Below are 25,460 nucleotides of genomic sequence, written 5' to 3'. Positions count from 1 at the left end.
ATGCGCCTGACATAGATCTGCAACCATACTCGCCGGGCGGTGGCGCCATCCGCAAGCGCGGGCAACGCGGCGCCAGGCCCTTGCCCCGACCCCGGGTTGACTGTATATTCGTACAGTATAAGTCGATACAAGAGGTGTGGATGTCAATCGTGCGAGCTGGCAGCAAGGCAGAAGCGCTCAGGCTTCTGGCCTCGGAAGGCGTGCTGGCGCTTGAGCTGGACTACGAGACCGGATGGCAGGACGCCGTCGAACTCGGCAGGCTCGGAGAAAAGCGCGGTATCAAGGTGCAATATCGCGGACAAGAAAGCATCGCCGTCCGTTCCCGCGAAGCCCTGATCGAAGGGCTGGCCAAACCCAAGGCCACATTCCGTCAACGCAATCTCTATTGCCAGTTCGATCTCGGCACGCTGGCGGACCATGAACTGCTCGACCTCGAAGCCAAGGCCACGCGGCTCGGGGACTACATTCTCGCCGGCCACCTGCTGCGCGAGGTCGATGGCGTGTGGCCGCAATAAGCGGCGTAACCGCGCCTGCGTTCACCAGAAAATAAAGAAGCCGCCCTGCAGGCGGCTTCCGTTACGTTGCGCCGGTCACGCCGGTCACGCCAATCACGCGGCTCAATGCCAGACCCGCGTCGCGTTGGCCCAGCGCGCGGCGCATGACTGTGCCACCGGCGCGTCGATGATGTCCCTGGCGGCATCGTCGGACGGTGCCGCCCCGGCGGCCTCCAGCGCGGTGCGCCACAGCACCGCCGACACCAGCGTCTTGCACTGGCGGCGCTCGCCATGCGCCAGCGCCAGCAGGCGCTCGTAGCCGTCGATCACGATCAGGCGGTCGCCATGGCGCGGCTGTAGCGTCAGCGTGAACAGGTGATCGCACTCGCACTGCATGCGGCCTCCGCTGACCGCCACCACGATGGCGCCGGGCAAGGCGATGCCGCTGCCCTGCACCTCGGTGCGCAGCCGCGCCAGGTGCGTCTGCACGCGCGGGTCCGGGGTGGCGCCGACGCTGGCCGCCATCTGTGCCGGCAGCGCGCAGAGCGCCATCAGCTCGGCCGGCGATACCGCCAGCGTGTACGCCTGCAGCGTGGGGCGATAAGTCGCCACCACCGCGCGCAGCCGGTGCGGCGCGCCGTCATCATGTCCTGCCTGCGGCGCACCGTCGCGCCCGCGGTACTGTATCGTGTCCATGTCGACTCCTGCCACGCGGGCCGTTGGGGGTCAGTCGCGCAGCAGATGCTTGGCGATGATCATCTGCTGGATCTGCGTGGTGCCTTCGTACAGGCGCAGCAGGCGCACATCGCGGTAGAAGCGTTCGGCCTTGTATTCGGCGATATAGCCGGCGCCGCCGTGGATCTGCACCGCGCGGTCGGCGACGCGGCCGACCATCTCGGTACAGAACATCTTGGTGCAAGAGGCCAGCATGCTGACTTCCGGGTCGCTCTTGCCGGCGGGCTTGGCGTCGTAGCGCTGGGCGCAGTCGCGCACCATCGACAGGCCCGCGTAGAGCTCGGCCTGGCTGTCGGCCAGCATCGCCTGGATCAGCTGGAAGTCGCCGATCGGGCGGCCGAACTGCTTGCGCTCCTTTGCATACGCCACGGCATCGGTGATCAGCCGGTGCGCCATGCCGCAGGCCAGCGCCGACAGGTGCAGGCGACCGCGGTCCAGCACCTTCATGGCGGTCTTGAAGCCCACCCCCGGCACGCCGCCGATGATGTTGGCGGCCGGCACGCGCACGTTCTCCAGCACCACGTCGCAGGTCTTGGTGCCGCGCTGGCCCATCTTCTTGTCGGGCTTGCCCAGCGAGATGCCCGGGGTATCGGCCGGCACGATGAAGGACGAGATGCCCCCGGCGCCCGGGCCGCCGGTGCGCGCCATCAGCGTAAAGGCGCCTGCGCGCGGCGCGTTGGTGATGAAGCGCTTGGTGCCGTTGATGACGTAGTGGTCGCCGTCCAGCTCCGCTTTGGTCTGCAGCGAGGCCGCATCGGAGCCGGCGTTGGGCTCGGTCAGCGCGAACGAGATGATCATCTCGCCGCTGGCGATGCGCGGCAGGTATTGCTGCTTCTGTTCCTCGGTGCCATCCATCAGGATGCCCTGCGAACCGATGCCGACGTTGGTGCCGAAGACCGAGCGGAAAGCGAACGCGGTATGGCCGAGGTCATAGACCACATCGCATTCCTGCGACATCGACAGGCCGATGCCGCCGTAGTTCTCGGGGATGGAGATGCCGAACAGCCCCATCTCCTTCATGTCGGCGACGATGTCGGCGGGCACGTCGTCGGTTTCCTCCAGCGTGTCTTCGGCGGGCTTCAGGCGTTCGTCGATGAAGCGCTGCACCGAGGCGCGCAGCAGGGCAAAGGATTCTTGGTCTAGGGCCATGGTGATTCTCCGGGTCAAGCCAGTACGTCAGTCTGGCCGCCTATGGTACGCCGGTGACGCGATTTGACAATCCATTGGATCTTGGACAGAAGCGTCAGCAAAATTTGACAATCGACCGCCCCCGGCGCCTCAGGCGACGGACAGCAAGCCGGCCATGCCGATGCCCAGCGCCGCCAGCGCATCGCCCGCAATCAGCCCCCCGCCCAGCAGCGACGCGGTGTTCATGTCGCGCGGCAAGCCTTGCCGGCGCGCCCCGGCGGCACCGAGCGCAGCCCCGGCGCTGGCCAGCACGCCGCCCGCCGCCATCCAGGCCGCGGCCGCCAGGTTGACGAAGCCGCCGAACGACGACGCATAGGGCGAAGGCAGGATCACGGCATCCAGCACGAAATCCGCCGCCCGCCCGGCTCGCCCGGAACGGGCAAGGCGCTGCCACGCGGGATGGCCGAGGATGGCGCGGCGCAACAGCGCCGTGGCCAGCCCGATCACCAGCCCCGCCGCGACCGCAAGATACTGGCCGGCCCGGTCCTGCGACAGGCCATGGAGCACGCCCACGATCTTGTAGGTCATGGCCGAAGTCCAGCGCGCCGGCTGCTGGTCGGCCGGCAGGCTGGTCTGGTCCAGCGCCAGCACCGGATAGGCCTGCAGGAACAGCCGCGCCATCGCCACCGCGACCAGTGCGCCCACCACGATACCCGCCACCTGGTAGCCGAACTGCACCATGCGGTCGCTGCCCAGGCGCCAGCCGGTGGAGCGGTCCTGCTGCATGTCGCTGGCTTCGGCGGTGGCCACCAGCAGCACCGTGGCGGCGATCAGGCCGACCTGCGGCGCGCGCAGGCCGGCCGCCGCCATCAGGATCACCGACAGCACGAACGCCGATGAAATCGGGTTCTGGTCGACCATGCCGACCGAGATGCCGTTGACCAGCGCGAACACCAGCGCCAGCAGCACGGCAATCAGCTGGAACGCCAGCGGCTGCCCGAACCACATCACGCCCGCCGCCACCGTGGCCACACCCCAGAGCAGCGCCCAGGCCGCCACCCAGCCCATGCCCGGCCCGCGCCGCGGCGCGTCCGGTTGCGGCTGGCGCCGTGCCCGCCAGCGCCGGCACGCCTGCACCACCAACTGCGCCAGGTCGACCACGGCCGCGCCCATGATCATGCCCAGCGCCACCAGGAACGTGGCCTTGCGGTACGGCTCGCCGGGCGCGAGCCAGCCGGCGTCGATGAACCACGGGGTCATGGCCCAGCCGGCCAGTCCGCCAACCAGCGCGGCAACGCCCACGCGTGCGCCCACGATCATGCCGGCGCCGAAGGTGGCCGCGGACAGGTCCAGCGCGGCCAGCCACGGCACGCGCCCGGCCCCCAGCCCGCTGGCCAGGCCCAGCGCGATGCCGCCGCCGAGGCGCGCCACCGAGCGTCGCAACAGCGCCGGATCGGTCAGCGCGCGCAGGATGTTGGCCACCGCCAGCCCCGACGGAAAGGTCAGCTGCATGCGGTCCACCAGCAACGGCGTGTACAGCATGCCCACGCCCACCCCGAACATGCCGATGCACAGCAGGTACAGCACCAGTTGCCACAGCGGCGGCTGTGCCATGCCCAGCCACGCCATCGCCTGCAGCACCACCGCCATGCCGCCCATGCCCGCCACCGACGCCGCCGCGGTCTGGATGTAGTTGGCGCCATGGCGGCCGGACGCGCCATAGCCGGCCGTCACCACCGAGCCCAGGATACCCGCCAGTACCTGCCCGCCAACAAAGAAACCCAGCGAGAAATTCATGTATGCCGCGGCGACGCCACCCAGCGGCCCCAGCACCAGCATGCCGGCCGCGCCCAGCATCAGGTGGTATTGCCAGCTGCCGGGCGGTGGCAGCCAGGCCACGCGCGGCGCGGCGTCGGAGGGCAGGACGGGCATGGCGGGGTGCCTTGAGCGGAACAGTGTGCCTGTTGCGAAGCATAGGCGAAGGGGCGGGCTGCGGCCGTTGCGGGGGTTTGCGCTACCGCAGTTCCGGCATGGGGCGGAGGGGTTTACACTAGTTTCGTGCGCAACTATATGGCAGATATAGTTGTGTACACAACCACTTGCACAGACCCATCGCCCGTCATGCCAGACCTCCACGCACCTCACCTGCCGGTGCCGCCCGCACCACCGCCCGATTCGCCCCGCCCCTGGCCCCAACGCATCCCGGTGCTGATCGCCGGCGGCGGCCCGGTCGGCCTGACGCTGGCCGCGCTGCTGGCGCGCCAGGGCATTGCCACGCTGGTGGTGGAAGCCGACGATGGCTACTGCGCCGGCAGCCGCGCGATCTGCATGGCGCGGCGCTCGCTGGAGATCCTGGGCTGGGCGGGCGCCGATCGGGCCACCGTCGCAACCGGCCTGCCGTGGGTCGGCGGGCGCAGCTATCACCGCGACACGCAGGTGCTGCACTTCCACATGCCGAGCGAGCCGGGCGAGCGCTTTGCGCCGATGGTCAATATCCAGCAGTACTACCTGGAGGCCTTCGCCCACGAAGCCGCGCTGCGCGGCGCGTCGCCTGCCGAGGTACGCTTCGGCGCGCGCCTGCGGACGCTGCGCCAGCACCCCGGTGGCGTGGTCGCCGAAATCGAGACCGGCGATGGCGCGGTGGAGGTCGATGCGCAATGGCTGGTGGCATGCGACGGCGGACGCAGCACGGTGCGCGAGCAACTCGGCCTGCGCATGGAAGGCACGCAGTACGAAGGGCGCTACGTGATCGTCGATATCGTGCAGAAAACCCGGCGCGAGGTGGAGCGGCTGGCCTGGTTCGATCCGCCCTCCAATCCCGGCTCGACCCTGCTGATGCACCGGCAGCCCGACGATGTCTGGCGCATCGACTACCAGATCCGCGACGACGAAGACCCCGACGAGGCGGTCAGGCCCGAGAACGTGCTGCCGCGCGTGCAGAGCCACCTCGACATGATCGGCGAAACCGAGCCGTGGCGGCCGCTGTGGATCTCGATGTACAACGCCAAGTGCCTGACCCTGCAGGACTACCGCCACGGCCGCGTCCTGTTCGCCGGCGACGCCGCGCATCTGGTGCCGATCTTTGGCGTGCGCGGGCTCAATTCGGGGCTGGACGATGCCGGCAACCTGGCGTGGAAGCTGGCCTGGGTGCTGCGCGGCCAGGCCGGCGACAGCCTGCTCGATACCTACTCGGCCGAACGCGTGCACGCCACGCGCCAGAACCTTGCCTACGGCGCCAAGAGCACCGAGTTCATGGCGCCGCCCGACTTCGCCTTCAAGCTGATGCGCGAGGCCACGCTGCGGCTGGCGCCATCCGAGCCGGCAGTGCGTTCGCTGATCAATCCGCGGCAGTCGGCGCCGATTGCCTATGTCGATTCGGCGCTGAACGGCCCCAGCGACTTCGGCACCGACTGCCCGGGCGCCGCGCCCGGCTTGCCCGCGCCGGAACTGCGCGTGGACGGGCCGGACGGTATCCGGCATCTGACGCAATGCTTCGGGCAGCGCTTCACGCTGCTCTGGTTCGGGCATGCCGCCGACCGATCGGCGCTGCCCGAGGCGCTTGCCGCGCTCGCGCGGGAACATCCACAAGCCCTGCACGCGTATCAAGTGGTCACCGGCGCCCCGGCCGGCGCCACTGCGCTGGCCGACGTCGACGGCCAGGCCCACGCCCGCTATGGTGCCAACCCCGGCACGCTGTATCTCATCCGCCCCGATGGCTATGTGCTGGCACGCTGGCGCGAACCGTCATGCGACGCCGTGCGCGCCACCCTCGCCCCCCTGCTGCAAACCGGAGCCCGCCATGCAAGCTGAAGACCTCGACCAGGCCTACACCCGACTGTGCGAAGCCATGGGCCGCACCGGCGAAGCGCGCGCGCCGCTGCTGCTGGCGATGGTGTGCCTGGGCCTGATGAGCCGGCAGCAAGCGCTGGCGCCGGTGCTGGCGCTGATCGACGAAGCCGAGGCACGCAGCCGGCAAGAGGCCGACGGGGGCTCTACAATGCCGACGCCCGAAACTGAAATGCCATGAAGCCACTGCCACGCCTCGAACAGTTCCTGACCTACCGCCTGCACCAGGTCAACAAGCTCAGCGACAAGGACAGCGCCGCCGCCTACCTGGAGCAATGCGGGCTGCTGCTCAGCGAGGGGCGCTGCCTGGCGGCGATCGGCGCCTTCGCGCCGCTGTCGGTCAACGCCCTGGCGCAGCGCGCCAACCTGACCAAGGGCCAGGCCAGCCGCTCGGCGCAGGCGCTGGTGGCGCGCGGGCTGGTCAGCAAGGAGGCCAGCGCGGCCGACGGGCGCGGCGTGGTGCTGTCGCTGACCGCGCAGGGCAAGCCGCTGTACCGGCAGGCGATCGCCATGATCGCCCGGCGCAATGAAGAGATCTTCGGCTGCCTGAGCGACGCCGAACAGGCGCTGCTGGGCAGCCTGCTCGACCGGCTGGTGGCGCACGCCGGCCAGCCGGACGGGGAAGGCCCCGACGACGACGACGCCTGAGTGCTCAGCGGCGCAGGTGGTCCACCTGCGCGCGGGCGCCATCGCGGCGCGCGGCCTCCGCCATCTCGTTGCTGACCACGCTTTGTCCGATCGGCGCCAGCGCAATGCCGGCCAGCTTCAGGTGCTGGATCGCGAACGGGATGCCGATGATGGTGACGAAGTTGGCCACCGCCGCCATGACGTGGCCGATGGCCAGCCACACGCCGGCAAAGACAAACCACAGCACATTGCCCACCAGCCCGAGCGCGCCGGTGCCGACATCGTCGCGCCCGGTCAGTTCGCGCCGGCTGATGGCCTGCTTGCCGAACGGAAAAAAGGTGAAGCTGCCGATCACGAAGCAGGCCTTGCCCCAGGGAATGCCGAGGATCGAGATAAAGGCGAGCAGCCCTGCCAGCCACCAGGCCAGGCCCATCACCACGCCGCCAAGGATGAACCAGAGGAAGTTGCCGATCGCGCGCATGCTGTCGTTTCACCAGTGAGGGGAGGAACACGCATGATACGCAATGGCGTCGTGCCGGCACGGTGCCAAACGGCCCGCGCCGCAAAAGCGTACCCGTTTCTGCGTGCTGCGGCGGGGTCTGGCGCGGCCAAGTCCCAGCGCCTTCGAGGCCCGCGATTTCGCGGCAAACCTCTGCACAACAAGCGCCCTTCAACGCGTGAATGACTCGGTCCGCGGGCGCAAAGCGTACCCGATTCTGCGTATGGTGGCAGGGCTGTCGCTTTCGGCAAGCCTGGCTGGCTAAACCCGAAACACCACCCTGACCCGCAACCCGGGCCCCGCATCCTCCAGCACTACTCGCGCGCCATGCGACTGCGCGATCTCGGCGACGATGGCGAGCCCCAGCCCGCTGCCGCCGCTCGGCGCATCGGCCACGCGATAGAAGCGGTCGAACACGCGCGCGCGCTCCTCGGCGGGGATGCCCGGTCCGTTGTCGCTGACCACCAGTTCCACGCTACGCGCGTCGGCACCGCGCCGCACCGCCACGTCGATGCGGCCGCCGGCGGGGATGTATGCGAGCGCGTTGTCCAGCAGGTTGGTCAGCAGGATGCGCAACGCATCGGCGTCGCCGCGTACCACGACGGGCGCGGCGTCGGCACTGCCGTCCAGACCCAGGTCGATGTCGCGATCGAGCGCGGCCTGGGCCATCTCGGCGACCACGGCCGCGGCCAGTTGATGCAGTTCCACCGGTTCGTGCGTGGGCACGGCGGCGCCCGGTTCCTGCCGCGCCAGCGTCAGCAGCTGGGTCACCAGGTGGGTCAGCCGCTCCAGCCCCTGGCGCAGCTTGGCGATGGCTTCGTCGCGCGCGGCGCCGTCGTCGGCCCGTTCGACCAGTTGTGCCTGCAGCTGCAGCGCGGTCAGCGGCGTGCGCAGCGCGTGGGCGGCATCGGCGACGAAGGCGCGCTGGGTGTCGATGGCATGCGAGAGCCGCGCCAGCAGCTGGTTCAGCGCCGCGCTCAGCGGCGCGATCTCGTCGGGCATCGGGCGCACCGCCAGCGGCGCCAGCGTGTTGGCGTCGCGCGCGCGCACTTCGGTGGCGATCTCGCGCAGCGGGCGCAGGCCGCGCCCCACCGCCATCCACACCAGCCAGCCCAGCAGCGGCAGCAACAGCAGCAGCGGCGCCACGGTGCGCAGCGCCATGCGCGCCGCCAGCGTGCGGCGCGCGCTCATCGGCTGCGCGATCTGCACCACGGCGGGCCCCAGCTGCATGCTGTACAGCCGCCATTCGCCCTGCTGCGTGGTCACGTTGGAGAACCCCAGCTCGGCGCGCGCGGGCAGTGCCGGGTGCGAGTGCGACAAATAAAGGCTGCGCCCGGACCCGTCCCAGATATGGATCACCACATCCTCGTCGGCATGCGCGAGGTCGCCGGGCGCGCCGACGAAGGGCGGCGCCACCGGGTTGGGGAACTGGCTCGGCAGCGCCGCGGCCATCTGCTTCATCTGGTAGTCGAACAGCGCGTTGGCCTCCTGCCGCGCCTGCCCGTAGATCAGCGCGGTGGCAATGGCGATGCCGGCTACCAGGCCAGCCGCGAGCCAGGCCAGCAGCGTTCGCTGGATCGAGCGCATCAGCCGGCCTCCCCGTCGCCATCCGCGGCCGCTTCGCTGTCCAGGCGCGGCACCACATAGCCCACGCCGCGGATATTGCGGATCAGCGCCGCGCCGAACTTCTTGCGCAGCGCGTGGATGTAGACCTCGACGGTATTGCTGCCGACCTCGTCGTCCCAGCCATAGAGCCGCTCCTGCAGCTGCGGCACCGACCACACCTTGCCCGGGCGCGCCATCAGCGCCGACAGCAGCGCGAACTCGCGCGCCGACAGCCGCACCGGCTCGCCGCGGCAGGTGGCTTCGCGCGTGGCGGGGTTGAGCACGATGTCGCCGTAGGTGACCAGCGGTTCGGCGCGCCCGGCGGCGCGGCGTGCCAGCGCGTGCATGCGCGCGGCCAGTTCCTGCAGGTCGAAGGGCTTGACCAGGTAATCATCGGCGCCGGCATTGAGCCCGGCGACACGGTCGGCAACGGCGTCGCGCGCGGTCAGGATCAGCACCGGCGTGGGCACGCCGCGCGCGCGCAGCGCGCGCAGCACCTCCAGGCCGGGGCGGCGCGGCAGCCCCAGGTCGAGCAGGATCAGGTCGTAGCACGCCTGGCCGTCCGCCGCGGTGCTGGCCGCGGCCAGGCCCGCCTCGCCGTCGCGCACCCAATCCACGGCAAAGCCTTCCTGGCGCAGCGCCAGCTTGACGCTCTCGCCGATCATGGCGTCGTCCTCGACCAGCAGCACGCGCATGGCTAACCGTTCCCGCCCGCGCCGCCGAGGCGTTCGGCCAGCGCCTGCGCCAGGCCTGCCAGCGAGGGATGGCTGGCGGTGATGACATGGACCGGCACCGCCTCGAGCCAGCCGCGCATGCGGCCCTTGGCGACAAAGCGCTCGGCGAACACCGAGTCCTGCAGCGCCGGCACGAAGCGCGGCAGGATGCCGCCGCCCAGGTAGACCCCGCCGCGCGCGCCGATCACCAGCGCGACATCGGCGGCGACCGAGCCCAGCAGCCCGAAGAACACCGCCATGGCGCGCTGGCACAGCGGGTCGTTGCGCTCGAACGCGCCCGCGGTGACCTGCGCCGGCTGCAGCGGCGCGAGCAAGAGCGTACCCGTTTCTGCGGCCAGCGCGGCATGGATATGCGACAGGCCGCTGCCGCTCAGCAGCCGCTCGGCCGAGACCCGGCCGACCTTGCTATGGGCCGCGCGCCACGCAATCCATTCGTCGTCGGTGTCGGGCATCAGCTCGATATGGCCGCCTTCGCCGGCCAGTGCCACGGCTTGTCCGCCCGGCACCGGCACCAGTCCGGAAACGCCCAGGCCGGTGCCGGGCCCGATCAGCGCCAGCGGCGCGGTGCGTACCGCGGTGCCGGCGCGCACCTGCGCCAGGCCGTCGGCGGGCAGGTGCGGCAGGGCCAGCGCAAGCGCGGTGAAATCGTTGATGGCCACCAGCGTCTGCAGCCCCAGCGCACGCCGCATGCCGTCGATCGAGAAGGTCCAGTTGTGATTGGTCAGCCGGACCTGGTCGCCGGTCACCGGATTGGCCAGGCCGATCGCGGCGTGGCGCAGCGTGGGCTGGCCCGCGCCGGCCAGGCCGTCGAGGTACTGGCGCAGCGCTGCCTCCAGCGACGGGAAATCCGCCACCTTCAGCGCCGTCACCGGCCCGATCCGCATGGGCGCGGTCTCCAGCGCAAAGCGCACGTTGGTGCCGCCTACATCGCCGAGCAGGCGCGGGAAGTCAGCGGAGAAGGATGCGGTAGTGGCCATGGCTGCGGATCTCGTTCCTCGCGCAAAGGTGGGGCAAGTGGGGCGGTCAGGTCTTGAACACGTCAAACCCGTGCCGGTGGCGCGACAGCACCAGGCTCACCGGCAACGACGGCGTGGGGCCCTGCAGCGCGCGCTCCAGCACCGCGGCCTTGGCCGCGCCGGAGACGGACAGGAACACGCGCTCGGCGGCCAGCAGCGCGGCCAGGTTCAGGGTGATGCGCGCATGCGGCGCCACCGACGGATGGGTGATGACGTAGCCCGGCTGCGGCTCGCTCAGCGCGCTCTGCAGTTCGGGCGCATCCGGGAACAGCGAGGCGGTGTGGCCGTCCTCGCCCATGCCCAGCACCACCACGTCGGGCTGGCGGAATGCGGCGTTGGCGCGCGCCACCGCCTGCGCGGGCGCGGCGGCGTCCTGTGCGTCGGCAATCAGCGGCACGAAGGCGGCGCTGGCCGCGGCCTCGCGCAGCAGGTGGTCGCGTACCAGTGCGGCGTTGCTGTCGGCGTGGTCGGGCGGCACCACCCGTTCGTCGACCAGCGTGATGGTCACCGCGTCCCAGCGCACGTGCCGGTGGCGCAGCCGCTCGAACATCGCCACCGGCGAGCGCCCGCCCGAGACCGCCAGCGCGGCCCAGCCCTTGACGCGCACGGCGAGCTCCAGCGCATTGCCGATCGAGATTGCCAGGGCCTCGGCCTGGTCCATCGGCGTGGGATGTTCAAACAGGCGCATGGCGACTTCCTTTGCAGTGGTGCGAGCCCATGGCTCAGGCTTCCTCGTGCCACAGGCCGCCGTCGCGCGACATCAGCGCCGACGACGCCGCCGGCCCCCAGGTGCCGGCGGTATAGGGCTTGGGCGGGACCGTGCTGGCTTCCCAGGTATCGATGATCGGCTCGACCCAGCGCCACGCCTGCACCTGCTCGTCGCGGCGCACGAACAGGCCCAGCCGGCCGCGGATGACGTCCAGCAGCAGCCGTTCATAGGCGCCGGCGCGGCGCACCTTGAACGAATTGGCGAAGTCCAGGTCGAGCGAGGTGGGCGTCAGTTCCAGCGTATCGCCGGGCTGCTTGACCAGGCAGTACAGGCGGATGCTTTCCTCGGGCTGCAGCTGGATCACCAGCCGGTTCTGCGGCGACTGCGTCAGCGGCCGCGGGAAGATCGCGTGCGGCACGTCGCGGAAATGGATCACGATCTCGGCCACGCGCGACTGCATGCGCTTGCCGGTGCGCAGGTAAAACGGCACCCCTTCCCAGCGCCAGTTGGCGATCTCGGCCTTGATCGCGACAAAGGTCTCGGTACGGCTGTCTGCCGCGATGCCTTCTTCCTCCAGGTAGCCTGGCACCGGCTTGCCGCCGATCGCGCCGGAGCGGTACTGGCCGCGCACGGTCTTCTCGGCCACGTCCTGCGGCGTGATCGGCCTGAGCGCTTTCAGGATCTTGATCTTCTCGTCGCGGATGGCATCTTCGCTGAGGCTGGCCGGAGGCTCCATCGCCACCATGCACAGCAGCTGCAGCAGGTGGTTCTGCACCATGTCGCGCAGCGCGCCGGTGCGATCGTAGAAGTCGCCGCGCGTTTCCACGCCCAGTTCTTCGGCGATGGTGATCTGCACGTCCTGCACCCACTCGCGGCGCCACAGCGGCTCGAACAGCGCGTTGCCGAAGCGGATCGCCATCAGGTTCTGCACCGACTCCTTGCCCAGGTAATGGTCGATGCGGTAGATCTGCTCTTCGGCAAAGAATTTCGCCACCGCGGAGTTGATGGCCTCGTTCGATTCCAGGTCATGGCCCAGCGGCTTTTCCAGCACGATGCGTACGTTGGGCGCGTGGCGCGTGTTCAGGCCGGTGCGCGCCAGCTGCTCGCAGATCGACACGAAAAGATGAGGCGCGGTGGCGAGATAGCACACCACCACCTCGGGCTTGCGCGACAGCAGCTGCTCGGCCAGCGCATCGAAATGCGCCGGCACGCGTGCGTCGGCCTGCACGTAGAGGATGCGTGCACAGAACCTGTCCCATGACTCGGGCGGCGCATGGGCCAGCGCGGGCCGCACGCTCTGTTCCAGCGAGGCGATGTAGTCCGCGCTCGACATCGGCTGGCTGCCGGTGGCGAGGATGCGTGCGGCCGGATGCAGCAGCCCCGTGTGGTGCGCATCGAACAGGGACGGCAGCAGCTTGCGCCGCGCCAGGTCGCCGGTGCCGCCGAACAGCACCATGTCGAAATCAGGCATGCTCACCCTGCGCTCCTTGAGGATTCGAGTTGTCGCGGCCAGCGCGCGATGGCCGGCCGGGTAGCGGCCAGTTTACGTGAGTCGCTACGGCTTGGCGAGGCAAGCGTACCCGTTTCTGCGTGGTTCGCGTTGGCCGCGGGCGGGGCACCAACCGCCCTGCGCCGTGCAGGGCCCGGCAAAGTGCGCTAGGCTGAAAGCTCCCCCGCAGGAGAACCCCATGCCACGTCATCCAGTGCTCGAGCGGGTCACCGCCCGCATCGTCTCCCGCAGCACCGCCTCGCGCCAGGCGTATCTTGACCGCACCCGCGCCATGGCCGGGCAGAAGGTCGAACGCGCGCAGCTTTCCTGTACCAACCTCGCCCACGCGGTGGCCGCCATGCCGGACGCCGCCAAGATCCGGCTGAAGGCCGACGAGCGGCCCAACCTGGCCATCGTCTCGGCCTACAACGACATGCTGTCCGCGCACCAGCCCCTGGCCGCGTTCCCGCAATGGCTCAAGGAAGCCGCGCTCGAAGCCGGCGGCACCGCGCAGTTTGCCGGCGGCACGCCGGCGATGTGCGACGGCGTCACGCAGGGCCAGGACGGCATGGACCTGTCGCTGTTCTCGCGCGACGTGATCGCGCTGGCCACGGCGGTGGCGCTGTCGCACCAGATGTTCGATGGCGCGCTGTACCTGGGCGTGTGCGACAAGATCGTGCCCGGCCTGGTGATGGGCGCGCTGTCCTTCGGCCACCTGCCCGCGGTGTTCGTGCCCGGCGGGCCGATGACCACCGGCATCAGCAACGACGAGAAGGCGCACACGCGACAGCTCTACGCCGAAGGCAAGATCGGCCGCAAGGAGCTGCTCGAGGCCGAAACCCGTTCCTACCACGGCCCCGGCACCTGCACCTTCTACGGCACCGCCAACTCCAACCAGATGCTGATGGAGATGATGGGCCTGCATCTGCCGGGCACGGCCTTCGTCAATCCCAACACGCCGCTGCGCGAAGCGCTCACGCGCGAGGCCGCGCGCCAGGCGCTGAAGCTGGTGCACGGCGGCGAGCGCTATACGCCGGTGGCCGAGGTGCTGGACGAGCGCGCCTTCGTCAACGGCATCGTCGGGCTGCTGGCCACCGGCGGCTCGACCAACCATACGCTGCACCTGATCGCGATGGCGCGCGTGGCCGGCATCGTGCTGAGCTGGGACGATTTCGACGAACTGTCGGCGGTGGTGCCGCTGCTGGCGCGCGTGTATCCGAACGGCAAGGCCGACGTGAACCAGTTCCAGGCCGCCGGCGGGCTGGCGGTGGTGATCCGCGGGCTGCTGGCGCTGGGGCTGCTGCACGACGATGTCACGACCATCGTCGGCCGCGGCCTGCAGGACTACACGCGCGAGCCCGTGCTGCGCGACGGCCAGCTGACGTGGATCGATGGCCCGGCCGCGCCGCTCGATGACAGCATCGTGCGCGCCGCCGACGCACCCTTTGCCCCGGACGGCGGCATCAAGCTGCTCGACGGCAGGCTCGGCCGCGCGGTGATCAAGACCTCCGCGGTCAAGCCCGAGCACCGGGTGGTGCAGGCGCCGGCGATCGTGTTCGAGCATCAGGACGATGTGCTGCACGCCTTCAAGCGCGGCGAGCTGGAGCGCGACTTCATTGCGGTGCTGCCATGGCAGGGCCCCGCTTCGTGCGGCATGCCGGAGCTGCACAAGCTCACGCCCACGCTGACGGTGCTGCAGGACCGCGGCTTTCACGTGGCGCTGGTCACCGACGGACGCATGTCGGGCGCATCGGGCAAGGTCCCGGCTGCCATCCATGTCTGCCCGGAAGCGCTGCGCGGCGGCGCGATCGCACGCGTGCGCAGCGGCGACATGATGCGCGTCGACGCGACCGCGGGCACGCTCGACGTGCTGGTGCCCGACGATGAATGGCAGGCACGCACGCCGGCGCGCCCGGACCTGAGCGCCAATCGCCATGGCGTCGGCCGCGACCTGTTCGCGACCTTCCGCCGCCAGGTCAGCACGGCCGAAAGCGGCGCCTGCACGCTGTTCTCGGAAGAGGGCGAGGCGCAGGACGCGCGCGGCTAGCCCGGTTGCCGCGCGGGCTGGCGCGTCGGCTGGTGCGACGGCCCGGCCGGCCGCGGCGCCGCCGACGGCGCGCTGTCGGCCACCTTCACCACGCCCGGCACCGACGACGCGCCCGGCACGTGCAGCTCCTGGATCGGCACCGCCAGCTTGCTGCCGGCTTGCTCGAGCACCTGCTTGATGCGCTCGTAGAAGGCGAAGCGCACGTTCCAGTAATCGTCGTTCGAGGTCCAGTAGCGCACGTTCAGCGTAATGCCCTGCTGGGTGTAGTTGACCACCATGGTTTCGGCGGCGGGCTCGGCCAGCAGCCGCGGCTCGCGCGCCAGCATCGCCCGCAGTGCTTCCAGGCTGCGCTGCACGTCGCTGTCGAAGGTTACCGTGGCCTCGATGTCGGCGCGCCGCGTCGCGTTCTCGCTGTAGTTGGTGATGGCGCTGCCCCACAGCTTGCCGTTGGGCACGCGCAGGCAGACGCCATCGAAGGTGGTCAGCTCGGTCATGAAGAGCCCGGTCTCGCGCACGGTGCCGGCCACGCCCTGCGCATCGATGTACTGGCCCACGCGAAACGGACGCAGCAGCACCAGCATGATGCCGGCGGCAATGTTCTGCAGCGTGCCCTGCAGCGCCAGCCCGATCGCCAGGCCGGCGGCGCCCAGCATGGCGATGATGCTGGCGGTCTGCACGCCGAACTGCGACAGCACCAGCACGATGGTCAGCACGCGCACCATCCACTGCAGCGCATTGGCCAGTAGCGGGCGCATGGTGGCATCGACATGGGTGCGGTTGAGCGCGCCCCGTGCCGCGGTGCCAACGCGGCCCGACAGCCACCAGCCGATCATCAGGATCAGGATGGCCGCCAGGCAGTTCATGCCCTGGTTGATGGCGAAGCGGACCAGGTAGGACCAGCCCGCCTCAAGCTGGTCGGCATCGATAAAGTTGAGATCCATGGGAGCGGCTCCGTTTGCGGTTGTTGTCAGGGTTGTCGACGGTGCTGGCCTGGGGCGGCGATGCGTACCCGTTTCTGCGTGCCGTGGCAATGCTCCGGAGGATTTGCCGGAACGCTGGAGAGAGGTTCGCGTTTGACTAAATGGTGCACATTGAATGCACGATGTCAGACGATCACCGACAAAGCCGGAAACACGGCACATAGAAGGGGACAAGCGAAGCGGAAGCGGGTTCCCAGGACTTGGGGCCGGATTTATGGGTGTGGGCGCCAGGCCTTGCGCCGCAACGGCTGGCGCCGGAGCGGCCGCAACCGCGCGAAGACTACGCGCCGGCGCGCCAGGCGCCGGGTGTCACGCCGAACGCGGCCTGGAAACGGCGGCTCAGGTGGCTGGCCGAGGCAAACCCGGCGCGGGCGGCAACTTCATGCAGCGGGCGGCGCGGATCGGCCAGCAGCCGTTGCGCCCGCTCGAGGCGGGTCAGCAACACCCACGCATGCGGCGGCATGCCGAACGACACCCGGAACATGCGCGCGAAGTGGAATTCCGACTGCCCCACCATGGCCGCCAGTTCGCCCAGCGTCGGGTTGCTTTCGGGATGGCTTTCGATCCAGTCGCGCACGGTCCGCCGCGCCTGCGCCGACAAGCCACCGCGCCAGTCGGTCGGGGCGGCGCGGCCGGCGTGGGTCAGTACCAGGTGGCTGACCGCCTCGTGCGCCAGCGCATTGCCGGCCATGCGGGCCTCGGGCAACCGCCAGTCGAGCGCTGCAAGCTGCTGGCTCACGGCATGCAGACGCGGATCGTCGGCAAAGGTCAGGTCGCGCAAGGCCACCGAGCGCGGTTCGCGGTCGAGCAGGCGCACGCAGTGCCAGGCCAGGGTTTCGGGACGGAAATACAGATGCAGGAAGCGCTGCGGGCCGCCGACATGCCAGCGCGACTCATGGTCGGCCGGCAACAGGCACAGCCTGCCCGGGGCGCCCTTGTTGCCGGGCTGGTCGCGCCGGTAGGTGGCGTGGCCGCCCTGCAGGTAGACCGACATGGTGTGGTGGCCGGGCCGCGCATAGCCGGTGCTGTCGTTCCGGTTGCGCCACAGCGCCACGCCCAGGCCATCGCCCAGCGCCGCGGCGCGCTCCAGCGAAGCGCGCGAGCCGCTGAGCGCGGCGAACACCGCGTGGCGCTGGAGCGGATCGGTCGGCAAGGTCATGTGGCGCAAGGCTTGACGGGCTGGGGGCGGCGATGATCGGCACGACTTTCAGCGACGAAAGTCGGCGCGCGAGGCATCACTATACCGCCGGCAGCACCACCGCCGCGCACGCAGAAACGGGTACGCCCGGCTGTCGCCATGCCGCCCTGCACGCGCCGTGCACACCGGCAAACGCCGGTTCACGCGGGCTGTTCATGCAGCTTGTCGCGCGCCGCCAGCGCCGGGAACAAGCGCATCCACACCGCCACCACCAGCAGCGTGCCGACACCGCCCAGGACCACCGCGCCCACCGGGCCGAACAGCGCGGCGGTGACGCCCGACTCGAACTCGCCCAGCTGGTTGGAAGCACCGATGAACACCGAATTGACGGCGCCGACGCGCCCGCGCATGTCGTCGGGCGTATCGAGCTGGACCAGCGTGGAGCGCACCACCACGCTGATCATGTCGGAAGCGCCCAGCACCACCAGTGCCGCCATCGACAGCGGCAGCCAGGTCGAGACCCCGAACACCACCGTGGCGACGCCGAACACCGCCACCGCAGCGAACATCACGCGCCCGGCGCGCCGGTTCAGCGGATGGCGCGCCAGCCACAGCGCCATCGCCAGCGCGCCGATGGCCGGGGACGAGCGCAGCAGTCCCAGCCCCCACGGTCCGGTATGCAGGATGTCGCGCGCGTAGATCGGCAACAGCGCCGCGGCGCCGCCCAGCAGCACCGCGACCATATCCAGCGAGATCGCGCCCAGCAGCACCGGGCGGCTGCGGATATAGGCGAAACCGGCAAAGACGGTGCGCACACTGACCGGCGCGGTCAGCCGCTGCGCCGCCTGGCGCAGCGTGATGCCGCCCACCAGCACTGCGGCGATGGCAAACAGGGTCGCGCTCAGCGTGTACACCACGCCCGGGCCCGCCACATAGGCAAAACCGCCGATGGCCGGGCCGATGATGATGGCGGCCTGCCCCGCCGAGCTGGCCAGCGCCACCGCGCGCGGCAGCTGGCGCGGCGTGACGACGCTGGGCAGCAACGCCTGCAGCGTCGGGTTCTCGAACGCGCGCGTGGCGCCGATCAGCGCGACGAAGACAAAGATGTGATGGCTGTCGATCCAGCCGCCCAGGCTGGCGGCGGCCATGCCGGCGGCCAGCAGCGCCTCGATCGACTGGCAGGTGCGCACGATGCGGCGCCGGTCGAAGCGGTCCGCCACGTGGCCCGACATCAGGATCAGCGCCACCGACGGCAGGAATTGCACCAGCCCGACCATGCCCAGCATCAGCGGGTCGCGCGTCAGGTCGTACATCTGCCAGCCCACCGCCACGGTAAAGATCTGGTAGCCGATGGTGGTGCAGAGCCGCGCGAACCAATAGCGGCGAAAGACGGAATCACGGAAGACGCTGTCCGGCTCGGCGGCCGGAACGGTGGCAGGGGAAGACATGGAATGGGGCAGGAAGGGAGCGGAGCTTGCGCACGGGAAGCGGGTGCGCCGTGCGCAAAGGGCAGATTCTAAAGCGTGTGCTTAATTGCTGCATGCAGATGCCGACGCATGCACACGTTTCCTCGAAATGTGCGGAATCGAGCCCGAATTTTGCCTTTTTGTCCGCACAATGATGCAGAGGCGCGACACCGGGTGCAGCGGGATGCCGCTCTACTCGCCTTTGAGAATCACTCGCATTTATAATCGCCGCCCATTGGCGCGACCGTCCGGACCACCGCTTCCGGCACAGCGGGACGCGCCGCTCTCCCAGGAAACCCACCTTGCAGCCCGCTTTCCGCCTGACCGGGGGTGCCATCGGCGCCGCCCTGCTGTTTGCCCAGCTCGCCGCCCTGCCGGCCAACGCCGCGGAACCGGCTTCCGCCACTACCGCCGCCACTTCCGCCGCCAATCCCGAAGCCACGCTGAACACGGTCACCGTGGTCGGCAACTGGCTGGAAAACGCCAACGAGGCCAAGGTGCTGGAGCACCCGGGCGCGCGTACCATCGTCGACCGCGAGACCTTCGCCGAAGCCGGCGCCAATAATGTGCGAGAAGTGCTGCGCCGCATTCCGGGCGTACAGGTGCAGGAGAACAACGGCACCGGCGGCAGCGATGTCTCGCTGAACGTGGGCGTGCGCGGGCTGGCCTCGCGACTGTCGCCGCGCTCGACCATCCTGATGGATGGGGTCCCGCTGGCGGTGGCACCCTACGGCCAGCCGCAATTGTCGATGGCGCCGCTGTCGCTGGGCAACCTCGAGACCATCGACGTGGTGCGCGGCGCGGGCTCGGTGCGCTACGGCCCGCAGAACGTGGGCGGCATCATCAACTTCGTGACGCGCCCGATCCCCACCACCTTCGCCGCGGATGCCTCGGTCTCGACCGACATCTACAGCCACGGCGGCAACGTCAAGACCAACCCGACCGCATTCATCGGCGGCACCAACGAGCAGGGGCTGGGTGGCGCGCTGCTGTACTCGGGCATCCACGGCAACGGCTACCGCGCCAGCAACGACCACGTCAATATCGATGACCTGCTGCTCAAGGGCGCGTACCGGATCTCGAAGACCGACTCGCTGAGCGCCGCGTTCCACTACTACGAAGGCACGGCCGGCATGCCCGGCGGCCTGACGCCGGCGCAGTACGCCGCCGACCCGTTCCAGTCGGTGCGTCCCTACGACAACTTCAGCGGACGGCGCCACGACTTCAGCCTGAAATACAGCCACAACGACGCCGACCGCAAGTTCGAGGTGCTGACCTACTACACCGACAGCTTCCGCGGCAGCAATATCGAGCAGGAAGGCAGCGGCGCGCAGGCCGGCCGGCGCCGCCTGACCGCGGCGCCGCGCAACTACCACACCTTTGCGATCGAGCCGCGCTACTCGCAGCTGTTCCGCGGCGAAAGCATGAGCCATGAAGTCAGCGTCGGCTACCGCTTCCTGCGCGAAGCCAGCGACGAGCAGGCATCGCGCACCGCGTACTACGTGCCGGGTTCGGTCGATGCCACCACCCTGCCCTCGCCGGTCTACCAGTGGCGCACCGGCGGCACCACTGCCAACGCGGTCTATATCGACGACACCATCAACGTCGGCAACTGGACCATCACGCCGGGCCTGCGCTATGAGTTCATTCGCTCGAACGTGACCGACCGCTTTACCAATGTGCGCCGCGACGTGTCTTCCAACGAGCCGCTGCCGTCGCTGGCGGTGATGTACCACGTCAGCGACCAGTGGAAACTGTTCGCCAACGCCGGCGTCTCGTTCGGCCCGCTGCAGTATTTCCAGATCGCGCAGACTACCAATGGCCTGACGCCGGAGAAGGCCAAGACCTATGAGATCGGCACGCACTTCAACGCCAATGGCTGGGGCGGCGAGCTGACGCTGTTCAACATCGACTTCGACGACGAGCTGCAGCTGCGCGGCGGCACCGGCGGCGCGCCGGATGCATGGACCAACCTGGGCGCCACCACCCACCGCGGCGTGGAATCGTCGCTGCGCTATGACTTCGGCGCGCTCGACAAGTCGCTGATGGGCCTGTCGGCCTACGCCACCTATACCTACACCGAAGCGACCTACAACCAGGGCAACTTCGCCGGGCGCGACCTGCCGTTCTATTCGCGCCATGTGGCCACGGTGGGCATGCGCTACGCGCGCAACCGCTGGTCGTTCAATGTCGATGGCTTTGCGCAGTCCAAGCAGCATTCGCCGGGCGACCCGAGCAATTCCACCACCTACCAGACCGCGGAAAGCGCCAATGGCGCGCTGGGCGATATCCCGGGCTATGCGCTGATGAACCTGCGCGTGGGCTATGACTTCGGCAAGGCGGCGCAGAACCTGAAGGTGGCGGTGGGCGTGAAGAACGTATTCGACAAGCGCTATTTCACGCGCTCGACCGACAACAATGCCGGCAAGTATGTGGGCATGCCGCGGACGTTCTATATCCAGGCATCGCTGGCGTATTGAGGCGAAATCCGGCTGACTGACGGGGTGCCCCCTTTCTGATAGCAAAACGGCTCGCAATTGCGAGCCGTTTTGCTTTTCGGGCTTCGGTGCGCGCTCAGACGATCTCGCGCGTCTCCAGGAACTGCAGCTCCGGGAACCGTTCCTGCGTCAGCCGCAGGTTGACCATGCTCGGCGCCAAATAGACATGGTCGCCGGCACCGTCCAGCGCCACGTTGTGCCCGGCCTTGGCGATCAGCTTCTCGATCTCCGCCGGCGTGCCCTTGAGCCAGCGCGCGGTGGCGCATTCATGCGACTCGAAGATGGCGTCGACGCCGTACTCATGCTCGAGCCGGTGCGCCACCACGTCGAACTGCAGGATGCCCACGGCACCCAGCACCAGGTCGTTGGAGGCGAGCGGGCGGAACATCTGCGTGGCGCCTTCTTCGGCCAGCTGCTGCAAGCCCTTCTGCAGCTGCTTGACCTTGAGCGGGTTGTTCAGGCGCGCGCGGCGGAAGAATTCCGGCGCGAACGACGGGATGCCGGTGAACTTGAGCGGCTCGCCCTCGGTGAAGACATCGCCCAGGCGGATGGTGCCGTGGTTGGGCACGCCGATGATGTCGCCGGCGTAGGCTTCTTCGGTGGTGTTGCGGTCCTGCGCCATGAAGGTGATGGCGTTGTTGATCGCCACGGTCTTGCCCGCCGACACGTGCAGCAGCTTCATGCCGCGCTCGAAGCGGCCCGAGCACACCCGCACGAAGGCAATGCGGTCGCGGTGGCGCGGATCCATATTGGCCTGGATCTTGAACACGAAGCCGGTGAACTTCGGCTCCTGCGGCTCGACCACGCGCGAATCCGTATTGCGCGCCAGCGGCGGCGGCGACAGTTCGCACAGCGCATCCAGCAGCGACTGCACGCCGAAGTTGTTGATGGCCGAGCCGAAGTACACGGGCGTCTGCTTGCCGTTGAGGAAGGCGTCCTTGTCGAAGGTGTGCGAGGCCCCGCGCACCAGCTCGATCTCGATGCGCAGCTCTTCGGCCTGGCTGCCGAGCATGCGGTCCAGCTCCGGATTGTCCAGGCCGTCCAGGATCGCGGACGTGCCCTTGTCGCCGTGCGGGTCGAACAGCTGCACCTTGTCGTCGATCAGGTGGTACACGCCGCGGAAGGCCTTGCCCATGCCGATCGGCCACGTCATCGGCGCGCACTGGATCTGCAGCACGTCCTCGATTTCATCGAGCAGTTCGATCGGCGAGCGGCCTTCGCGGTCGAGCTTGTTGATGAAGGTCAGGATGGGGGTGTCGCGCAGCCGGCAGACGTTCAGCAGCTTGATCGTCTGCGCTTCGACGCCGTTGACCGAGTCGATCACCATCACCGCCGAGTCCACCGCTGTCAGCGTGCGGTAGGTATCTTCGGAGAAGTCCTCGTGGCCCGGAGTGTCGAGCAGGTTGACGATGTTCTCCTGCGCCTTGCCATCCGCGCTGTCGCGGCGATACGGGAACTGCATCACCGACGACGTCACCGAAATGCCGCGCTGCTTTTCCAGCTCCATCCAGTCCGAGGTGGCATGGCGGTCGGCCTTGCGCGCACGCACTTCGCCCGCGACCTGGATCGCGCCGCCGAACCACAGCAGCTTTTCGGTCAGGGTGGTCTTGCCCGCGTCGGGGTGGGAGATGATGGCGAAGGTGCGACGACGCGCAATTTCAGGAACGAGCGAGCTCACGGCAGCGGAATCAGACTGGGAAATATTGGGATGGCCCGGCGGTGGCCGGAATCAGGGCCGGCAGCGCCGCGGGCGGCCGCAGGGCCGGGCCCTGCGGGCACGCGAAGGGAATGGGGCGTTATTTTACCGGTTTGGGCGCCGCTACGGGATTTGCGTTGTCGCCTGCCGGGCCCGAGCCCCGCTCCGGCGCGCTGCCGCTACCCGGCCAGCTTGTCCGCCGGCTTGCCCCGCAGGCTGCCGAACTGCAGCGCGTACTGGCGCGTCAGCTCGGCGCCGAAGAAAAAGATCTGTGCCGAGTAATACACCCACAGCATCAGCGCCACCACCGACCCGGCGGCGCCATAGGACGAGGCCACCGCGCTGTTGCCCAGGTACAGCCCGATCAGCCGCTTGCCGATCGAGAACAGCAGCGCGGTGATGACCGCGCCCATGGTGACGTCGCGCCAGGCGATACGCGCATTGGGCAGCATCTTGAAGATCACCGCGAACAGCGCGGTCACCACCGCGAACGAAAACAGCGAGGAGATGACTTCGGCCACCGGCGCAAACCACGATTGTGTCCACAGCTGGCCCCAGATGCGCTCCACCACCGCCAGCGCCGCATTGACGATCAGCGACACCAGCAGCATGAAGGCCAGCACCAGCACCAGGCTGAACGACAACAGGCGCGTGCGCAGCAACTGGCGCCAGCCGGCGGTGTCGGGCACCGGCACGTGCCAGATGTCGTCCAGGCTGCTTTTGAGTTCGGCAAAGGCACTGGTGGCGCCGACGAACAGGATGCCGGTCGCGATCAGCGCCGCCATGCCGCTGCCGCCGGCCCGGTGCGTCGCGGCCAGGATGCCCTCGATGGCGGCGGCGCCCTGGTCGCCGACCAGCCCTTCGAGCTGCGCGAAGATCTCGCCGCGCGCCGCCTCGGCGCCGAAGAACAAACCGGCGATCGAGATCACCAGCACCAGGATCGGCGCCAGCGAGAACAGCATGTAGAAGGACAGCGCCGCGCCCTTGCTGGCGGCGCGGTGCGCGAACCACGACGTGATCGCGGCGGACACGACGCGTAGCGTGCGCGCGCCGGTGTGGCGGTCGGGCAGCCAGTGCGGGCGGTGCCGGCGCGGCGGCGGCACGCCTTCGGCGGCAGACGAGGAGGAAGGTTCGGTCTTGTCAGTCACGGCCTGGTGGTGGCGCGATCCGGCGCGGGACCGCGGATGGATTGCGCCTGCCCGCGCGGCGGGCGCTGCGTTCATCATACTGCGCATTGCGCCGCTTGCCCAAGACGCGCCTGGCGCGGCGCGGCGCAGGCGACCTGCTACAGTAAGACCAGGCATACCTGCCGGCGCATCCGTTGCCCGCGCGCCGGCGCAAGGAGGCACCCGTGACCTGCAACCTCCGCGCACGTCCGGCGGCCGTGCTGGCAATCATCGCCGTGCTCGGCTGCGCCGGCTGCGAGCGCAGCCAGCCCGGCCCCAAGCCCATCTCCGGCACCGCCTCGGGCGCCGTGCCCTCGGCAGCGCCCGCTGCGACACCGTCCAGCCCCGCCAACCCCTCTGGCACCTCGGGCCAGCCCCGTTGACCGCGCGCGCCGCCCCCGGCGCGTACCCGTTTCTGCGTGGCCTTGCACCGTAGCGTCATGGTGGCGCGATGCATCGCGGTTACTCGCGTGCATGACTGATGTAAGGCCAGTTTCAACCGTGCAACGGCTGCGAGGCCGTGGCGCCACGCGTCGGGCGCACGGCAAGCCGCCGGCCAGTGCGCGCCGGCGGACGCCAGCGCCATGCCTGCGCCGCCACGGAGGCGGCGCAACGCGTTGCAGTGGCGCAACCAATTGGTCCAGCGCCGCCGCGCAGTGGCGACCGGGTACTGCGACCTGTCTCGCAAAGCCGCGTGGCACAAGCGTTTGCGGCCCTTGGCACACTTGTCGCTCTGACTTGGCCAGGGCGCACAGTGCAGGCCTGCGCCAGTTCCGTCAAACCCGTCGTTGCGCGCTGGAGATCACCACATGCGTCACCCGCCCTCCCGCATGACGGCGCGCCGGCGCGCATACCGCCTGGCCGGTCCGCCGCCGTCAGAGATGGACCTGGTGTCGGCGCCGCTGCTGCCCTATCCGCGCGCGCGCGAGCAAGTCGCGCGCAGCGCGCACGGCATGGCTTGCGTGGCGACCCGCAGACCGGCGCAGGCCAGTCCGGCATGCCGCCGGCACGCGGGCAAGCGGCGCGCATGACGGCCCAGCACAACAGGCGGGCACGCGAGCCAGCGTGACCGCACGGATTCGTGTTCCGTCCCCCGGCGGGCACTTTTTTTCCACAGGGAGATGCCGACCATGAAAGCTGCAATGCTCGCCACGGCGCTGGCGATTGGCTCGGGCAGCGCGGCGGCGGCCAGCTACGCGTGGTTCGACCGCCCCGACGCCGACGATGCGAACAGCCACGCCGCGGTCAGTCATGACGTCTATGTGCGCGGCTTCGGCTGGGCCTGGGGGGAACTGCGGCTGGATCCGGACACGACGGGCAGCGAAGCGCTGGCGCCGCCCGCGCGGCATGCACGCGACGGCCAGCGCCGCCGCGACATCGTGCCGTGGCCTTCGCAGGATGCCTGCGAGCCGCCGCGGCGCGCGCGCGGCAAGATCAGCATGAACCTCGCCACCGCGCCCGCGCAGGCGTCCGGCGGCAGGTTCGCGGGCGGGTTCGCGGACGGGAAGTGGGCCGCCAGGCCCCCGCGAGTGGTGCGCTGACGTGCCGGCCGGCACGGGGAAAGGCGGAACCGGCGAGCGGACGTCG

General features: G+C 69.5%; 23 protein-coding genes. 9 read left to right on the top strand and 14 right to left on the bottom strand.

Annotated features, from left to right (window positions below; genetic code table 11):
• Positions 1-140 precede the first annotated feature (140 nt).
• Positions 141-515 (top strand): hypothetical protein, encoded by a 375-nt coding sequence (locus FHX60_RS23355; RefSeq protein ID WP_012357073.1) that lies wholly within the window; start codon positions 141-143, stop codon positions 513-515.
• A 102-nt stretch (positions 516-617) separates the two neighbouring features.
• Here FHX60_RS23355 and FHX60_RS23350 read toward each other — a convergent pair whose 3' ends face one another.
• The 3 genes from FHX60_RS23350 to FHX60_RS23340 form a co-directional block, all read right to left on the bottom strand.
• Positions 618-1,190 carry a hypothetical protein gene (locus tag FHX60_RS23350; RefSeq protein ID WP_183284765.1) on the bottom strand — a complete coding sequence of 191 codons (573 nt, stop codon included), beginning with the start codon at positions 1,188-1,190 and terminating at the stop codon, positions 618-620.
• A 30-nt stretch (positions 1,191-1,220) separates the two neighbouring features.
• Entirely contained in the window at positions 1,221-2,378 is a 1,158-nt protein-coding gene (locus tag FHX60_RS23345; RefSeq protein WP_012357075.1) for an acyl-CoA dehydrogenase family protein, read from the bottom strand.
• Between the two features lie 129 nt (positions 2,379-2,507).
• Positions 2,508-4,289 carry an OPT/YSL family transporter gene (locus FHX60_RS23340; RefSeq protein ID WP_183284764.1) on the bottom strand — a complete coding sequence of 594 codons (1,782 nt, stop codon included), beginning with the start codon at positions 4,287-4,289 and terminating at the stop codon, positions 2,508-2,510.
• A gap of 189 nt (positions 4,290-4,478) precedes the next feature.
• Here FHX60_RS23340 and FHX60_RS23335 point away from each other — a divergent pair, with 189 nt between their 5' ends.
• From FHX60_RS23335 to FHX60_RS23325, 3 genes are read left to right on the top strand one after another with little or no spacing between them, the layout of a single operon-like run.
• Positions 4,479-6,167, top strand: coding sequence for an FAD-dependent oxidoreductase (locus FHX60_RS23335; protein WP_183284763.1), 1,689 nt, complete (start codon positions 4,479-4,481; stop codon positions 6,165-6,167).
• The gene (locus FHX60_RS23330; RefSeq protein WP_183284762.1) at positions 6,157-6,384 is read left to right on the top strand and encodes a hypothetical protein; all 228 of its coding nucleotides are present in this window, start codon (positions 6,157-6,159) and stop codon (positions 6,382-6,384) included. Before FHX60_RS23335 ends, FHX60_RS23330 begins: the two co-directional genes overlap by 11 nt.
• On the top strand, positions 6,381-6,851 hold the full coding sequence (locus FHX60_RS23325) for a MarR family winged helix-turn-helix transcriptional regulator (protein ID WP_183284761.1): 471 nt from the start codon (positions 6,381-6,383) through the stop codon (positions 6,849-6,851). Before FHX60_RS23330 ends, FHX60_RS23325 begins: the two co-directional genes overlap by 4 nt.
• Positions 6,852-6,855: 4 nt before the next feature.
• Here FHX60_RS23325 and FHX60_RS23320 read toward each other — a convergent pair whose 3' ends face one another.
• The 6 genes from FHX60_RS23320 to zwf all read right to left on the bottom strand — a co-directional run bounded on the left by FHX60_RS23320 (position 6,856) and on the right by zwf (position 12,864).
• Positions 6,856-7,311 carry a YccF domain-containing protein gene (locus FHX60_RS23320; protein ID WP_112776213.1) on the bottom strand — a complete coding sequence of 152 codons (456 nt, stop codon included), beginning with the start codon at positions 7,309-7,311 and terminating at the stop codon, positions 6,856-6,858.
• 279 nt (positions 7,312-7,590) lie between these two features.
• On the bottom strand, positions 7,591-8,916 hold the full coding sequence (locus tag FHX60_RS23315) for an ATP-binding protein (protein ID WP_092314954.1): 1,326 nt from the start codon (positions 8,914-8,916) through the stop codon (positions 7,591-7,593).
• Positions 8,916-9,629 carry a response regulator gene (locus FHX60_RS23310; protein ID WP_112776214.1) on the bottom strand — a complete coding sequence of 238 codons (714 nt, stop codon included), beginning with the start codon at positions 9,627-9,629 and terminating at the stop codon, positions 8,916-8,918. Before FHX60_RS23310 ends, FHX60_RS23315 begins: the two co-directional genes overlap by 1 nt.
• Positions 9,630-9,631: 2 nt before the next feature.
• Positions 9,632-10,645, bottom strand: a complete 1,014-nt coding sequence (gene glk / locus FHX60_RS23305; RefSeq protein ID WP_183284760.1) for a glucokinase — start codon at positions 10,643-10,645, stop codon at positions 9,632-9,634.
• 46 nt (positions 10,646-10,691) lie between these two features.
• Entirely contained in the window at positions 10,692-11,372 is a 681-nt protein-coding gene (pgl, locus tag FHX60_RS23300; protein ID WP_112776216.1) for a 6-phosphogluconolactonase, read from the bottom strand.
• A 34-nt stretch (positions 11,373-11,406) separates the two neighbouring features.
• Complete coding sequence (gene zwf / locus FHX60_RS23295) at positions 11,407-12,864, bottom strand: glucose-6-phosphate dehydrogenase (protein WP_183284759.1); 1,458 nt, start codon at positions 12,862-12,864, stop codon at positions 11,407-11,409.
• A gap of 217 nt (positions 12,865-13,081) precedes the next feature.
• Between zwf and edd the strand changes: the two genes are divergently transcribed.
• Positions 13,082-14,929 (top strand): phosphogluconate dehydratase, encoded by a 1,848-nt coding sequence (gene edd / locus FHX60_RS23290; protein WP_112776218.1) that lies wholly within the window; start codon positions 13,082-13,084, stop codon positions 14,927-14,929.
• On the opposite strand, the gene FHX60_RS23285 is transcribed toward edd, so the two are convergent.
• The 3 genes from FHX60_RS23285 to FHX60_RS23275 all read right to left on the bottom strand — a co-directional run bounded on the left by FHX60_RS23285 (position 14,926) and on the right by FHX60_RS23275 (position 18,495).
• The gene (locus tag FHX60_RS23285) at positions 14,926-15,870 is read right to left on the bottom strand and encodes a mechanosensitive ion channel family protein (RefSeq protein ID WP_112776219.1); all 945 of its coding nucleotides are present in this window, start codon (positions 15,868-15,870) and stop codon (positions 14,926-14,928) included. The genes edd and FHX60_RS23285 overlap by 4 nt on opposite strands.
• A gap of 319 nt (positions 15,871-16,189) precedes the next feature.
• On the bottom strand, positions 16,190-17,068 hold the full coding sequence (locus FHX60_RS23280; RefSeq protein ID WP_183284758.1) for a helix-turn-helix domain-containing protein: 879 nt from the start codon (positions 17,066-17,068) through the stop codon (positions 16,190-16,192).
• A 179-nt stretch (positions 17,069-17,247) separates the two neighbouring features.
• Complete coding sequence (locus FHX60_RS23275) at positions 17,248-18,495, bottom strand: MFS transporter (RefSeq protein ID WP_183284757.1); 1,248 nt, start codon at positions 18,493-18,495, stop codon at positions 17,248-17,250.
• Positions 18,496-18,815: 320 nt separating this feature from the next.
• Here FHX60_RS23275 and FHX60_RS23270 point away from each other — a divergent pair, with 320 nt between their 5' ends.
• Complete coding sequence (locus FHX60_RS23270; protein ID WP_183284756.1) at positions 18,816-20,993, top strand: TonB-dependent receptor family protein; 2,178 nt, start codon at positions 18,816-18,818, stop codon at positions 20,991-20,993.
• A 94-nt stretch (positions 20,994-21,087) separates the two neighbouring features.
• Here the strand turns inward: FHX60_RS23270 and FHX60_RS23265 are convergent, their stop codons facing one another.
• Positions 21,088-22,689, bottom strand: coding sequence for a peptide chain release factor 3 (locus tag FHX60_RS23265; protein WP_183284755.1), 1,602 nt, complete (start codon positions 22,687-22,689; stop codon positions 21,088-21,090).
• A gap of 197 nt (positions 22,690-22,886) precedes the next feature.
• Positions 22,887-23,810: a YihY/virulence factor BrkB family protein gene (locus FHX60_RS23260; RefSeq protein ID WP_258397009.1), complete on the bottom strand. Its 924-nt coding sequence runs from the start codon at positions 23,808-23,810 to the stop codon at positions 22,887-22,889.
• 248 nt (positions 23,811-24,058) lie between these two features.
• Here FHX60_RS23260 and FHX60_RS23255 point away from each other — a divergent pair, with 248 nt between their 5' ends.
• From FHX60_RS23255 to FHX60_RS23245, 3 genes are all read left to right on the top strand, one after another.
• Positions 24,059-24,256 (top strand): hypothetical protein, encoded by a 198-nt coding sequence (locus FHX60_RS23255; protein ID WP_240987750.1) that lies wholly within the window; start codon positions 24,059-24,061, stop codon positions 24,254-24,256.
• 426 nt (positions 24,257-24,682) lie between these two features.
• Positions 24,683-24,904, top strand: a complete 222-nt coding sequence (locus FHX60_RS23250) for a hypothetical protein (RefSeq protein ID WP_260164503.1) — start codon at positions 24,683-24,685, stop codon at positions 24,902-24,904.
• 99 nt (positions 24,905-25,003) lie between these two features.
• Positions 25,004-25,414: a hypothetical protein gene (locus FHX60_RS23245; protein ID WP_260164502.1), complete on the top strand. Its 411-nt coding sequence runs from the start codon at positions 25,004-25,006 to the stop codon at positions 25,412-25,414.
• Positions 25,415-25,460 lie beyond the last annotated feature (46 nt).

Source organism: Cupriavidus alkaliphilus (assembly GCF_014191175.1).
GTDB lineage: Bacteria > Pseudomonadota > Gammaproteobacteria > Burkholderiales > Burkholderiaceae > Cupriavidus > Cupriavidus alkaliphilus.
The sequence above is the reverse complement of the archived record's forward strand: the minus strand, read 5'-3'. Positions and strand labels throughout refer to the sequence as shown.